This is a genomic window from Streptomyces sp. NPDC055025 (assembly GCF_053608565.1).
In genome coordinates, this window is record NZ_JBSGVS010000002.1 from 75,241 (window position 1) to 87,564 (window position 12,324).

Below are 12,324 nucleotides of genomic sequence, written 5' to 3' on the forward strand. Positions count from 1 at the left end.
GGAGCCGGTCAACTCCCCTCCGTCGGCCCCCGCCACCGCTCCCGCGCGCTCTCCACCCTGAACAGATAGTCGGCGTAGGCCTGTTCGTAGAACTCCACCCCTGCCGGATCCGGGTCCACCACCGTGTCCGGCGCGGTCCACGCGGCGGTGTCCAGGCCGGGTCCGAACTCCGCGCCCTGAGCCGCGACCGCGGCCAGCACCGCCCCCCGCGCGCCCGGTTCCGGTCCACGGGCGACCCGCAGCGGACGGCCGAGCACATCGGCGAAGACCCGCAGCCACGCCAGACTGCGCGCGCCGCCGCCGCAGACGGCCAGTTCGCCAGTGAGCCCCGCGGCCTCCAGACAGTGCCGGGCCGCGAAGGCGATCGCCTCGCACATGCCCCGTACCAGATCGGCGCGCGACGCCCGCAGATCGAGGCCCGTGAACTCCGCCCGCGCGGTGGGGTCCACAAAGGGCGCGCGTTCGCCGGAGGGCGACAGATAGGGCAGCGCGGCCACGCCGTGGGCCCCGCGCGGGGTCGTGTCCAGCAGCCCCGAGACCTGTTCGTGGGAGGTGCCGGTGAGACCGAGCACCCAGTCGAGCGCGACGGTCCCGGTCATCGCGGGCAGGGCCCGCAGATGGCGGTCGGGCCGGGCCGTGGCGAGATGGAATCCGACCGGGTCCTCGTCCAGCGCGACCCGTTCCACCACGACCTCGCACGCCAGGGTCGTACCGACGATGAGCAGTCCGTCACCCGGTTCGGTCACGCCCGCGCCGATCGCGCACGCGGGCAGATCGTACGGACCGGAGCTGACCGGGGTCCCCTGGGCCAGTCCGGGGGTACGGCCGGTGGCCTCTCCGTACGGCAGGTCCGCCGCGATCGGGGGCAGCAGATCCGCGCGGTGTCCGAGTCCGAGGGCCGCCAGCACCTCGGGGGAGTAGGTACGGGTGCGGGGATCGAGGAAGGGCACCGACGCGTCGGAGAGATCGGTGCCGCGCTCGCCGGTGAGCCGGAGATGGAGGACGTCCTTGCAGCACGCGGCGGTGGTGGCGGCGTCCAGGGACTCCGGTTCGTTGCGGTCGAGCCAGGCCATGAGGGGGCCGGGGGAGCCGGGGAAGAGGACATTGCCGGTGCGGCGGTAGAGCCGCTCCGCCGTACCGTCGGCCATCCAGCCCGCGACGAGATCACCGGCCCGGCCGTCCATCCACGACAGCGCGGGGCGTACGGGCCGTCCCCCGGCGTCGACCAGCCACAGCCCGTCGCCCTGGCCGGTGAGGGCGACCAGTGCGGGCGCCCGGCCCTCGGTCACCGCTCCCAGGACACGGGAGGCGGCCCGTACGACCTCTTCGACGCTCTGCTCCACCCGGTCACCGCGCCCGCCGAGCGAGATCGGTGTCGACTCCACGCGCAGCGCGGTGCCGTCCTCGTCGAAGGCCGCCGCCTTCGCGACCGAGGTTCCCATGTCCAGGCCGACGAACACTGTGCAGCCCCTTCCCCGACTGATGGACGTGCGGACGGCGTTCTCCTCAGACGACACGGTGGGCGAGCGGTTCGCCACGCAGAAACCGGCCGACCTCGGCGGCGGCGACGCGTGCCGCGTTGTGCGCGACCGACTTGTTCGCGCCCGCCAGATGGGGCGTCATCACCAGCCGGGGGGCCGAGCGCAGCCGGGAGCCGGGCGGCGGGGGCTCCACGGCGAACACATCGAGTCCGGCCGCGGCGAGCCGGCCCGACTCCAGGGCGTCGCACAGGGCGTCCTCGTCCAGGAGAGCGCCACGCGCGCAGTTGACCACGACCGCGCCGTCGGGGAGCAGGGCGAGTTCCCGGGCGCCGAGCAGTCCGCGCGTCTCGGGTGTCAGCCGCGCGTGCAGCGAGACGACGGCGGACCGGCGCAGCAGCTCCTCCAGACCCGTGACGGGTGTGCCCACCTCGCGCAGGGCGTCCGGGTCGGCGTAGGGGTCGTACACCAGGACGTCCGAGCCGAGGGCGGTCAGGGCTCGCGCCACCCGGCTGCCGACCGCGCCGCAGCCGATCAGTCCGACGGTCGCGCCGGCGAGACCGGGTCCGCAGTTGCCGTACGTGTAGAACTCGCCCGCCCAGCGCCCCTCGGCGAGCGCCGCCGAGGTCTCCGGGATACGGCGCATCGTGGCGAGCAGCAGTCCGACGGTGTACTCGGCGGTGGCGGCGGCATTGCGTCCGGGGGTGTTGCAGACCTGGACGCCGTGCTCCTTCGCCGCGTCCAGATCGACATTGACGGGCCCGCCCCGGCCGACGACCACCAGCCGCAGATCCGGTGACCCGTCGAGGACCTTTCCGGTCACCGGTGCCATCTGGGTCACGCAGATCCGTGCCCCGTCGAGCGCCGCGAGGAGTGTCTCCTCGTCACCCGACGCCTCGTCCACCTCGGCGACCGGCCCGAAGGGGGTGAGGGGCCAGGGCAGGCGCATCCCGTCGATCGTGTGAGCGGTGCCGATCTCGGCCGTCAGCTCCCGGGTGAGCAGTTCGGGGGTGACGAAGTGGTCGCCCGCGGCGAGGATTCTCATCGGCCAGGTCTCCTTGGCGGTGGATCGGCCCAGGGGTGGGGAGTGCGGAGGGGGAAGCGTGGGGGCGGGGAGGCCAGGGGCCCTCAAGGGAAGGCCAGGGGCCCTCAGGTCGGGGCGAGTTCGTACCGGACACCGCTCTCGTCGAGGGCCCGCAGGGCCTCCGGCGGTGTGCGGTCGTCGACCAGTACCAGATCGAAGGTGGAGAGCGGGGCCAGCCGGTGCAGCGCGGTGCGGGTGAGCTTGGAGTGGTCGATCATCAGCACCGTGCGCCCGGCGGACTTCAGCATCGCGCGTTTGACCGCGACTATGCGCTGTTCCTGATGGAAGGCGTAGTCGCCGTACACGGACGAGGTGGACACGAAGCAGAGATCCACCCGCAGCGCCTCGACGGCCTCCACGCACGGCACCCCGAGGAAGGAGTCGTGCAGCGGGTCGTAGTCGCCGCCCAGGGCCATCAGATGGAGACCGCGCTCGTCGGCCAGCAGATTCAGCGCTTCGAGGAAGTTGGTGACGACGGTCAGCGGCTCGATACGGGGGAGGAGCCTGGCCAGTTCGAGCGCGGTGGTCGAGTCGTCGATCATCACGGACATCCCGGGTTCGATGAGGGTGACGGCCTTCGCGGCGAGTGCCTCCTTCTCCGCCCGCATCGAATTCTTGCGGTAGGCCACATTGCTCTCGAACACCCCGGAGGGCTGCGCGGTGACCCCGCCCCGGAACTTGCGTACCACACCTTCGCGTTCGAGCTCGTCGATGTCCCGGTAGATCGTCATCGGACTCACACCGAACCGCTCCGCCAGGTCCGCCGCCGATGCCGACCCCTCGGTCAGCACATGGTCGGAGATCTCCCGGCGCCGCTGTATGGGGCCCCGCTGGCTCTTGTCCTGTGACATTCCCCGGTCCTGTTCCGATCCGTCGTGCACGGGACAGGTGAGGACGTGTGTGCTCCTCCGCCCGAGACACCTCATCAATAACATGAAGCTCTGAGGATATAACATAGATTGTTGATGTACCGTTCGGCAGTGTTCACCACGGGCGGCGATCGGGTCAACCCGTCGACCGGTGCTGTCCGCTGCCGTCCCACTGTCCTCACCAGGTGAGACAAGGGAATCCGGGTCCTGTGGACCCCCGTGCGCGCCCCCTGGTGCACCATCGTGGTCACCGTGTGAAAAGCATCGTGAGATCACCAGCGGGCGACGAGAAGACGACCGGCAGGCGACGGGACGTGGAAGGCGGGAATCTGTGACGGACGCACGCCACAAGGACGTGTGGATGGGGATCGACCTGGGGACGCAGAGCGTGCGTGCCCTGGCCGTCACCGACGACGGACACGTACTGGGCCGCGGCTCGGCCCCGCTCACCGGCCGGCGCGACGGCAACCGCCATGAACAGCTCCCGTCCGACTGGTGGGAGAGCACCCGCGCCGCCGTCCGCCGGACCCTGCGTACGCTCTCCGCCGCGCGCGTACGGGGAGTCGCGGTGTGCGCCACCTCGGGCACCGTGCTGCTGACCGACTCCCGGGGGACCCCCCTGACGCCCGCGCTGATGTACGACGACGGCAGGGCGGCGAGCGAGGCACGGGAGGCGCAGGAGGCCGGCGCGGAGGTGTGGCGCACACTCGGCCATCGCATCCAGCCGACCTGGGCCCTCGCCAAACTCCTCTGGCTCACCCGCGCCGAGCGCGAGGGACGGCGGGACGGCGCCGGGTCCGGGCTCAAGGGCGCGCGCGTCTGCCACCAGTCCGACTTCATCACCACCCGGCTGGTCGGGCGTCCCGTGCCGGCCGACTCCAGCCATGCCCTCAAGACCGGCTACGACCTGCACACCCGTACCTGGCCCACGGCCGTCCACGACCGGCTCGGACTGTCCCTTCTCGACTTCCCCGACGTGGTGGCCCCGGGCACCAGGATCGGTACGGTGTGCGAGGAGGCGGCGGCCGGTACGGGGCTGGCCGAGGGCACTCCGGTCATCGCGGGGATGACCGACGGGTGCGCGGCCCAACTCGGCTCCGGGGCCTGGGGCGTCGGACAGTGGAACACCGTCCTCGGCACCACCCTCGTCCTCAAGGGCGTCACCGAGGACCCGCTCCACGATCCCGCCGGGGTGCTCTACAACCACCGCTCACCGGACGGACACTGGCTGCCCGGCGGCGCCTCCAGTGTCGGCGCGGGCGCCCTGACCCGGGCCTTCCCCGGGGCGGACCTCGACCGGCTCGACCGGCTCGCCGCCGAGCACGAGCCGGCGAGCGTCGTCGCGTATCCCCTCGTCTCGCGCGGGGAACGCTTCCCGTTCCTGGCGGCGGACGCCGAACCCTTCGTACTGGGCAGGCCCGCCGACGACGGCGATCGCTATGCCGCGCTGCTCCAGGGCGTGGCACTGGTCGAACGGCTCTGTCTCGCCTATATCCGTTTTCTGGGCGCCCCGGCCCAGTCGCCGATCGCGTTCACCGGCGGCGCCACGAGCAGCCCGTACTGGAACCAGCTCCGCGCGGACGTCCTCGGGCTCACCGCGACGGTCCCCGAACACACGGACTCCGCGCTCGGGATGGCGGTGCTCGCGGCGCACGGTGTGCGGTCGGGCGGCGAGCCCTCGTCGCTGTCCGCCGTACGGGGCATGGTCCGGGTACGGACGATCCTCGATCCGCGGCCGAGGATCAGCGCGCGCTTCGCCGGGCCCTTCGTCAATCTGGTGGACGCGCTCGAACGGCGCGGCTGGCTGCCCCCGGCGACGGCCGCCTACGCACGGGAGCACGGATGACGGCGTCGATATCTCCCGGGCCCGCGGCATCTCCCGTTTCCACGGCCCTCTTCCTGGCCCGGCACGGGGAGAGCGTCTGGCACGACGAGAACCGCTACGCCGGGATCAGCGACATCGGGCTGACCCCGCGCGGTGTCGAGCAGGCCGAAGGACTCGGTGTCTGGGCGGCGGGCGCCCGCCTTGACGCGATCGTGACCTCACCGCTCTCACGGGCCCGCCGCACCGCCGGACCCGCCGTCCGCGCCACGGGTCTGGACGCCGTCGTCGAACCCGACCTGACCGAGCTGGACTTCGGGGTCGCCGAGGGCCGGACCATCGCCGAACTCGAAGTGGCGTATCCACGGGAGGTCGCGGACTTCCGCCGTGACCCGGCCGCGTGTCCGCTGCCGGGCGGCGAGGACCCGGAGGCCGCCGCCGCCCGGGGCGCCGCCGCGCTGCTGCGGCTGGCCGGGACCCATCAGGGCCGCCGGGTCCTGGCCGTCGCGCACAACACCCTGTTCCGGCTGGTGCTGTGCCGGCTGCTCGGTATCCCCGGGAGCGAGTACCGCCGGGTGCTCCCGGGGATGCGCAATTGCGCGATCACCGAACTGCGGGTGTCATCGGGGCAGGTGGCCCTGATGTCGTACAACGTGCCGACGCCGTAGGGGGGATCCGGTCACCCGGCGGTGCCGGACGTCGTGCCGGACGTTGTGCCGGGCGGGGGCGGCAGTGGGATGCCGGCCAGGAGCGGGAGCAGCGACTCCTCCTCGCGGTCGAGATGGTCGTGCAACTCCCTTGTCATCCGGTCCAGTTCGGCACGGAACCGCCGTGGGTCGGCCGTACCGATCCCGCCGAGCAGGGTGAGCAGTTCGGCCTGGACGCGTGCGAGCGTACGGTGCTCCTCGCCGAGCCGGTCGAAGACATCGCGCAGCTGCGGGTAGTGACGTGCGAGTCCGGGGAACATGTGCGCGTCCTCGCTGCGGTGATGGAACTCCAGGGACTGGCAGAAGGCCAGACAGTGCTGCCGGAGCTGGAGCCCCAGACCGATCCGGTGGCCGGTTCCGGTGCCTTGGCCGGTCCCGGTATCCGCGCCGGTTCCGGCGCCGGCGAAGTGGGCATCGGCCTCTGCCCGTACCTGCCGCAACTGCGCGCGCAGCCAGGTGTGGATCTCCCGGAGCTTGCCGGCCAGGTCGACGACCAGTTCCGGACCCTCCCCGGGCTCGGGACCGGACCGTTCCAGCGCGACGACCGGCAGGATCCGGGCGGTACGGGCCTGGTAGTCACCGTATCCGGGCGCCGCGCGGACGATCTGCTCGAACAGCGGCTCGCGCCGTGCGCCCTCGGCGGGGACCGCGATCGCCTCGAACACCTCGGTGCCGATCTCCACCCGCACCATGGGACGGGCGAGGAGGTTGTGATACCAGGCGGGATGACGGTCCGCTCCACCGGCGGAACCGACGACCAGCAGCAGGCCGTCGGCGCGGACGAAGCCGAGCGGAACGGTGTGCTCCGTCGCGGACCGGGCGCCGGTGGTGGTCAGCAGGAGGAGATCGCCGCCCTCGAAGGGGCCACCGACCTTTCCCGCGTTGGCCCGGAACTCGTCGATGATCGATTGGTTGAAGGACAGATGAGGGGAGGACATGGGCATACGGCGTCGGCTCTCCGGACGTGTGTGGGGCCGCGGTGACGGCGGCGGGGGTGGTGAGGGCGGCTGACCGCGCACCACATACGGACCTCGCCCGGAGGAAGGAACTCAGGACGTCACACGGCGGTGCGGGGCACCACGAAGGACGGAGAGGGGGGCAAGGAACGCGCGGCGGCGTCCAGCGCGCGGCGGCGGCTCACATCAGACGAGGCTGGTGGAGTGTGCGCTCATGGAGTCGTTCCTTGCTGACAGGTGTCCGCCCAACCGCCGGTCCGCCCACTGCTCTTCGACCGGTGTCACGCGACACGCGTCCCATTACAGCCAGCCCGCCCGCGCTCTGTCAACGTCGCTCTCCGCCGACACGGTCGGCCGGCGCGGTCACTGGGGCCGGCGCGGTCAGTGCGGCCAGTGCGGTCAGCGCGCGAGGCGGAGGAAGAGCAGCGAGGTGTCCAGCGCGGCCTCCAGATGCGTGCTGCCGCCGGTGGACATCAGGATGGTGACACCGCCCTGGATGGCCGCGACGATCGCGGCGGCGGTGCGTCCGGCGTCGAGGTCCGCCGAGATATGGCCGCTCCGCTGCATCCCGGCGATGCCCACGTGCAGTTCGTGCTGCCACTGCTCGATGAGCCGCACGGTCACCGCCTGCGCGGCGGGCGTGCTGCGCCCCAGCTCGGTGATCAGCACACCCAGGGGGCAGTTCATCCCCTGTCGCTGATAGCGGCGTACGACCGCGTCCCGCCAGGCCTGCCACGCGTCCCAGGTGGTCAGCCGGCCGAGATGCGGCTGCTGGTCCTCCAGCACACGCTCGGCCTCCTGCTCGGCGACGGCGAGCAGAAGCTGCTCCCGGCCGTCCGGGAAGTAGTGGAAGAGCTGGCCCTTGCTGGTGGCGGTCCTGCGGCAGACGTCGTCGAGCGTGGTGGTCAGCACCCCGCGGTCACGGATCTCGGCCGCCGCGCCGTCGATGATCCGCTGCCGGGTCGCGGCCCCCTTGGCGGTCAGCGTCCTCGCCATGTCGGCCGTCCTTCCGGCTTCCGGAAACCATGATTCTGGACTTGCCGGTCTATTTTAAGCGCGCGATGGTGGGGCTGTCGACCGGAGACCGGCTGAAGACCGGCCGGAGAGCCGGCCGAGGGCCGACAGGAAGACCTGACCGAAGAGAGGGGCGCGGGCGATGCGCGCGATTGTCGTCGAGGAACTGGGCGGTCCCGAGGTGCTGAGGCCGGCGGAGCGGCCGTCCCCGGTACCGGGCGCCGGAGAGATACGGGTGGACATCACCGTCGCGGGGGTGAACTTCATGGACACCGGCAGCCGCCGTTTCGGCCCGCCGGGCGTCGGGGTGCCGTTCGTGCCCGGTGTCGAGGGAGCGGGGCGGGTGAGCGCGCTCGGCGCGGGTGTGACGGACTTCGCCATCGGTGACCGGGTCGCCTGGGTGTACGCCTACGGCTCCTACGCCGAACAGATCGTGCTGCCGGCGGCCGGCGCCGTACCGGTCCCCGAGTCCCTGACGGACGAGATGGCGGCGGGCGTCATGATGCAGGGCCTCACCGCCCATCACTTCGTGACCGAGGCCGCCCCGGTGGGGCCGGGTGACATCACCCTGGTGCACGCGGCGGCCGGCGGTCTCGGCCAGCAGCTCACCCGGCTGATCAAGCTCCGGGGCGGTGTGGTCATCGGTCTGGTCTCCCGCGAGGCCAAGGCGGATGTGGCACGGGCGGCGGGCGCCGATCATGTGCTGGTGTCCACCGGCGACCGGTTCGTGAAGGACGTCATGGCACTGACGGACGGCGAGGGCGTGCACCAGGTCTACGACGGCGGTGGCGAGACCACCTTCCGCGCCTCTCTGAGGGTGGCGCGCCGGCACGGCACCGTGCTGTACTACGGCCCGCTGATCGGCGAGTCCCCGGTCGTGACCATGCGCGAGCTGCCGAAGAGCGTCAAGGTCTGCTACCCGGTCTTCCGCGATCACATCCCGACGCGGGAGGCCCTGCTCGCCCGGACGGCCGAGATCTTCGAACTGGTCGGGACAGGACAGCTCAAGGTCCCCGTCGGGGGGAGATACCCACTGGCCGAGGCCGCGCGGGCCCACCGCGACATCGAATCCCGCGCGACCACGGGCAAGCTGCTGCTCCTGCCGTAGCCGCACGGCAGCGCGGTACACCGCGCCGCCGGGCCTCCCGTCGGGTCTCCGGTTCTCCCGGCCCGTCCCTTGGGTCCGTCCCCCGATCCGTCCTGCCCTCAGCCGTGGTGGACCGTCAGCGGGTCGAAACCGACGCGGGTTGTCGAGCCGTCGTCCGCCCAGGTCACCTCGATCGCGCTCCCGTCGACGCCCGGTGTACGGACCTCGCTCACGACCTCGGACAGCGGGGCGGGGCCGGGCTCGGCGGTGAGGAGGGCGAGGGCGGCGAAGAGGGCCGTCCCCTCGGCCTCGGCGGTCAGCCGGGGCACCCGTACCCAGCGTGTGAACGCCGTACCCTGCGGTGCCCGTGGCTCGTCCGGCGACTCCCAGCCGGACAGCCCGAACAGAGCGGACCGTACGCCGTCGCCGACTTCGGCCCTGTCGCCGCCCGCGGCCCCCTCGCCCGTGCTGTCACCGGGGCCGGGGCCGGGGCCGGTCGCCCAGCCCGTCTGCCGTACGCGCGTTCCGGGCGGGGCGCCGACGACACGGTGTACGCGTAGTTCGTACCGCCCCCTGACCACGGTGACGCTCTCGACCCGCAGTCCCGGTGCCGCGGGCGGCCCGGTCACGAAGACGGGCAGATGCCAGGAGGCGGCCCAGCCCCAGCCGTCGCCGTGTCCGGCGCCCAGCGGGCGGATACGGCGGCGCACACTGCCCACCCCCGCGATCTCGACGCCGAAGTGGTTGTCCGCGATGTTCTCCGGCGAGGTGGGCCCCGTCCTGGTGGAGTAGGCCTGTCGGCCGTAGTGCGGGTCGTCCTCCGCCGCCGACTCGCCCTCGTGGGGCCGGACGTTGTCGCTGCCGTGGTTGTGCAGCCGTACGATCCCGTCCGCCGCCGTGGACTGGATCAGCAGCCCCGGCGCGGGCAGGGAGAGCACCCGGTCGGGGCCTTCGCTGGGCGCGGGTTCCTCGGTGGCCGTCCACAGCGGATGGTCCTGGGGCGCGAGCAGCGCGACAAAGGCCTTGGACGCCCAGTAGGGCGAGGCGGGACCCGAGTAGCGCTGGAGCGTCGGGACATGGGGCCCGTGCCAGCCCAGACCGAGCAGACCGTCCGCGCCGACGGCGCCCCGGTCGAGGAAGTAGCGCAGCGATCCGTTCAGCAGCCGCCGCGAGACACCGGGAGCGAGCGGGGTGTGCCCGGTGACGGCGCCCAGGGCGACTGCCGTGCCGGCCGCGAAGCGGTAGGTGAGCGAGCGGCCGAAGTGGAGGGGGGCGCCGTCGGCGCCGAACAGCAGCGAGAAACTCTCCAGATGCTCACGCAGCCGCGCGCCGAGACGAGTTCGCGTGTCCGGCTCCGTGGCGCCGTCGGTGAGATGGGCCGCAAGGGCATGGGCGTCGCGCGGACCGGCGTCGAGACGCGCGAGATGGGCGTCCAGCACCGGATAGAAGTGCAGCGCCCAGCCGTTGTAGTGGTCGAAGGCGCGCCCGTCGCCGTCGGCGTACCAGCCCTGTCCTCGGTACCACCCCTCCAGCAGACCGAGCGCACGCTCCCGCGCGCGTGCCGTCTCGGCGTCGCCGCGTCCCACCGACTCCAGGAATCCGGCGACGGTGTACGGGAAGAGATACCAGTTGTTGGGGGCCGGGGTGTGCCGCAGCGTGCCCCGCAGCCACTCCTCGGCGCGGTCCCGCACCCCCGGATCCAGCCGGTCCCAGAGCCACTTCCTGGTCAGCCGCAGCCCGATGGCGACGGACGCGGACTCGACCATCGGCTGCCCGCGCACATCGTGGCCGAGGACGTACGGCCAGGACTCGGTGTCGTCCCGGCCGGGGGTACGGGTCCCCGCCGCGAGCCCGTCCGCGTACCGGTCGAGCCAGCCGTGCGGATCCTCGCCGCCCGCGCCCGCGACCCGGAAGGCGGCGGCGAGGAACGTACGGGCGTACCCCTCCAGACCGTCCGACCGCACACCGGAGACGGAGGGCCGGCCGGGCAGGTCGAGCAGGGCGCGGCCGGGGGTGGCCCACTGCCAGGCGGCGTGCAGCAGACCGTCGGCGGTGGCCTCCCAGTGCGCCCGGGTGTAGCCGGTGAGGGGACTCAGCGCACGGTTCTCGGCGGGCGGCGGGAACCCGGGGACTTCCCGGACTTCGCGGGGTGCGCTCATGCGAGAAAGGCCAGCCTTTCGCGTCGTACGGGATGGGCGAAGCCGTCGCCCGCGGCCCAGCGGGCGGCTTCACCGACGGCGAGATCGGCCAGCCGCCGCAGCTCATTGCCCTCCGAGCCGGCGAGATGCGGGGTGATGACGGCGTTCCCGCACTCCCACAGCGGATGGTCCGGCGGCAGCTCGTCGGGATCCGTGACATCGAGGACGGCCCGGATCCGTTCCGCCCGGAGCACGTCGACGAGGGCGTCCTGATCGATGACGGCGCCGCGCGCGGTGTTGATGAGAACGCCGTCCCGCCGCATCGACAGCAGGAGTTCACGGCTGACGAGACCACGGGTCGCGGGCAGCAGCGGGGTGTGCACGCTCACGGTGTCGCTCAGCGCGAACAGTTCACCCAGCTCCACCCGCCGGACGCCGAGCGCGGCGGCCTCCTCGTCATCGACGTACGGATCGTGCAGCAGCACCCGCAGATCGTAGGGCCGCAGCAGTTCGATGACGCGCCGGCCGATCAGGGAGGCGGACAGAATCCCCACCGTACGGCCGTAGTTGCCCACTTTGGCGGGGGTACGGGGTGCCTCCGGGCGGCGGCGCGCGGCGCGGTGGTCGCGGGCGCGCTCCAGGGCGCGTTTGCCGGACAGCAGGATCATCGCGACGGTGTACTCCGCCACCGGAAGGGCGTTGGCCGCGGCGGCCGAGGACACCTCGATCCCGCGCTCCCAGCAGGCTTCGGTGATATGGCCGCGGACCGATCCCGCGGTGTGGACGACGGCGCGCAGCCGCGGTGCCGTCTCCAGGACGGCCGCGTCCAGGGGCGGGCAGCCCCAGCCGGTGACGAGGAGTTCGACGTCCGCGAGCGTGGCGCGGGCCCGGTCGGTGGTGAAGTCGTCGAGGACGGGCGGTGGCGCCAGATCGCACACGGCGCGCAGGGCGGTCAGCGCGTCGGGGCCGAGGACGGAGTCCGCGACATCCGGTGCCATGGCGAGCGCGGCGCGCGGCCGTGCCCCGGCCGGTACCGGGGCTGGTGCCCGTACGGGGGCTGGTGACCGGGCTGGTGCCGGTGCCGGTGCCGGAGCTTGTGCCGGTGCCGGTGCCGGTGCCGGGGCTGGAGCTTGTGCCGGGGGCTCCGCGTGGGGCTGTGCGGGGCGTGG

10 protein-coding genes are annotated in these 12,324 nt (G+C 72.7%); 3 read left to right on the forward strand and 7 right to left on the reverse strand.

Annotated features, from left to right (window positions below; genetic code table 11):
- Positions 1–8 precede the first annotated feature (8 nt).
- From ACWGDX_RS01620 to ACWGDX_RS01630, 3 genes are all read right to left on the reverse strand, one after another.
- Positions 9–1,460, reverse strand: coding sequence for an FGGY family carbohydrate kinase (locus ACWGDX_RS01620; RefSeq protein ID WP_453621132.1), 1,452 nt, complete (start codon positions 1,458–1,460; stop codon positions 9–11).
- Between the two features lie 46 nt (positions 1,461–1,506).
- Positions 1,507–2,523 carry a 2-hydroxyacid dehydrogenase gene (locus tag ACWGDX_RS01625; RefSeq protein WP_453621134.1) on the reverse strand — a complete coding sequence of 339 codons (1,017 nt, stop codon included), beginning with the start codon at positions 2,521–2,523 and terminating at the stop codon, positions 1,507–1,509.
- Between the two features lie 104 nt (positions 2,524–2,627).
- Complete coding sequence (locus ACWGDX_RS01630) at positions 2,628–3,413, reverse strand: DeoR/GlpR family DNA-binding transcription regulator (protein ID WP_382851300.1); 786 nt, start codon at positions 3,411–3,413, stop codon at positions 2,628–2,630.
- Positions 3,414–3,792: 379 nt separating this feature from the next.
- Here ACWGDX_RS01630 and ACWGDX_RS01635 point away from each other — a divergent pair, with 379 nt between their 5' ends.
- Both ACWGDX_RS01635 and ACWGDX_RS01640 read left to right on the forward strand, forming a co-directional pair.
- Entirely contained in the window at positions 3,793–5,277 is a 1,485-nt protein-coding gene (locus ACWGDX_RS01635) for an FGGY-family carbohydrate kinase (RefSeq protein WP_453621136.1), read from the forward strand.
- Positions 5,274–5,921, forward strand: a complete 648-nt coding sequence (locus ACWGDX_RS01640; RefSeq protein ID WP_453621138.1) for a histidine phosphatase family protein — start codon at positions 5,274–5,276, stop codon at positions 5,919–5,921. The genes ACWGDX_RS01635 and ACWGDX_RS01640 overlap by 4 nt, the downstream gene beginning before the upstream one ends.
- Before the next feature lie 11 nt (positions 5,922–5,932).
- Here the strand turns inward: ACWGDX_RS01640 and ACWGDX_RS01645 are convergent, their stop codons facing one another.
- Both ACWGDX_RS01645 and ACWGDX_RS01650 read right to left on the reverse strand, forming a co-directional pair.
- Complete coding sequence (locus tag ACWGDX_RS01645) at positions 5,933–6,904, reverse strand: nitroreductase/quinone reductase family protein (RefSeq protein ID WP_453621140.1); 972 nt, start codon at positions 6,902–6,904, stop codon at positions 5,933–5,935.
- A gap of 411 nt (positions 6,905–7,315) precedes the next feature.
- Positions 7,316–7,912: a TetR/AcrR family transcriptional regulator gene (locus ACWGDX_RS01650; protein WP_453621142.1), complete on the reverse strand. Its 597-nt coding sequence runs from the start codon at positions 7,910–7,912 to the stop codon at positions 7,316–7,318.
- Positions 7,913–8,072: 160 nt separating this feature from the next.
- Between ACWGDX_RS01650 and ACWGDX_RS01655 the strand changes: the two genes are divergently transcribed.
- Positions 8,073–9,038, forward strand: a complete 966-nt coding sequence (locus tag ACWGDX_RS01655; RefSeq protein ID WP_453621144.1) for a quinone oxidoreductase family protein — start codon at positions 8,073–8,075, stop codon at positions 9,036–9,038.
- A gap of 98 nt (positions 9,039–9,136) precedes the next feature.
- On the opposite strand, the gene ACWGDX_RS01660 is transcribed toward ACWGDX_RS01655, so the two are convergent.
- Both ACWGDX_RS01660 and ACWGDX_RS01665 read right to left on the reverse strand, forming a co-directional pair.
- Entirely contained in the window at positions 9,137–11,176 is a 2,040-nt protein-coding gene (locus tag ACWGDX_RS01660) for a DUF2264 domain-containing protein (protein WP_453621146.1), read from the reverse strand.
- Entirely contained in the window at positions 11,173–12,153 is a 981-nt protein-coding gene (locus ACWGDX_RS01665; RefSeq protein WP_453621148.1) for a hydroxyacid dehydrogenase, read from the reverse strand. The genes ACWGDX_RS01660 and ACWGDX_RS01665 overlap by 4 nt, the downstream gene beginning before the upstream one ends.
- Positions 12,154–12,324 lie beyond the last annotated feature (171 nt).

What these genes read in the sequence shown, in the direction of transcription:
- ACWGDX_RS01625 (WP_453621134.1), bottom strand. Translation starts at nt 2,523, where the DNA reads ATGAGAATCCTCGCCGCGGGCGACCACTTCGTCACCCCCGAACTGCTC.
- ACWGDX_RS01630 (WP_382851300.1), bottom strand. Translation starts at nt 3,413, where the DNA reads ATGTCACAGGACAAGAGCCAGCGGGGCCCCATACAGCGGCGCCGGGAG.
- ACWGDX_RS01635 (WP_453621136.1), top strand. Translation starts at nt 3,793, where the DNA reads ATGGGGATCGACCTGGGGACGCAGAGCGTGCGTGCCCTGGCCGTCACC.
- ACWGDX_RS01640 (WP_453621138.1), top strand. Translation starts at nt 5,274, where the DNA reads ATGACGGCGTCGATATCTCCCGGGCCCGCGGCATCTCCCGTTTCCACG.
- ACWGDX_RS01645 (WP_453621140.1), bottom strand. Translation starts at nt 6,904, where the DNA reads ATGCCCATGTCCTCCCCTCATCTGTCCTTCAACCAATCGATCATCGAC.
- ACWGDX_RS01650 (WP_453621142.1), bottom strand. Translation starts at nt 7,912, where the DNA reads ATGGCGAGGACGCTGACCGCCAAGGGGGCCGCGACCCGGCAGCGGATC.
- ACWGDX_RS01655 (WP_453621144.1), top strand. Translation starts at nt 8,073, where the DNA reads ATGCGCGCGATTGTCGTCGAGGAACTGGGCGGTCCCGAGGTGCTGAGG.
- ACWGDX_RS01660 (WP_453621146.1), bottom strand. Translation starts at nt 11,176, where the DNA reads ATGAGCGCACCCCGCGAAGTCCGGGAAGTCCCCGGGTTCCCGCCGCCC.
- ACWGDX_RS01665 (WP_453621148.1), bottom strand. Translation starts at nt 12,153, where the DNA reads ATGGCACCGGATGTCGCGGACTCCGTCCTCGGCCCCGACGCGCTGACC.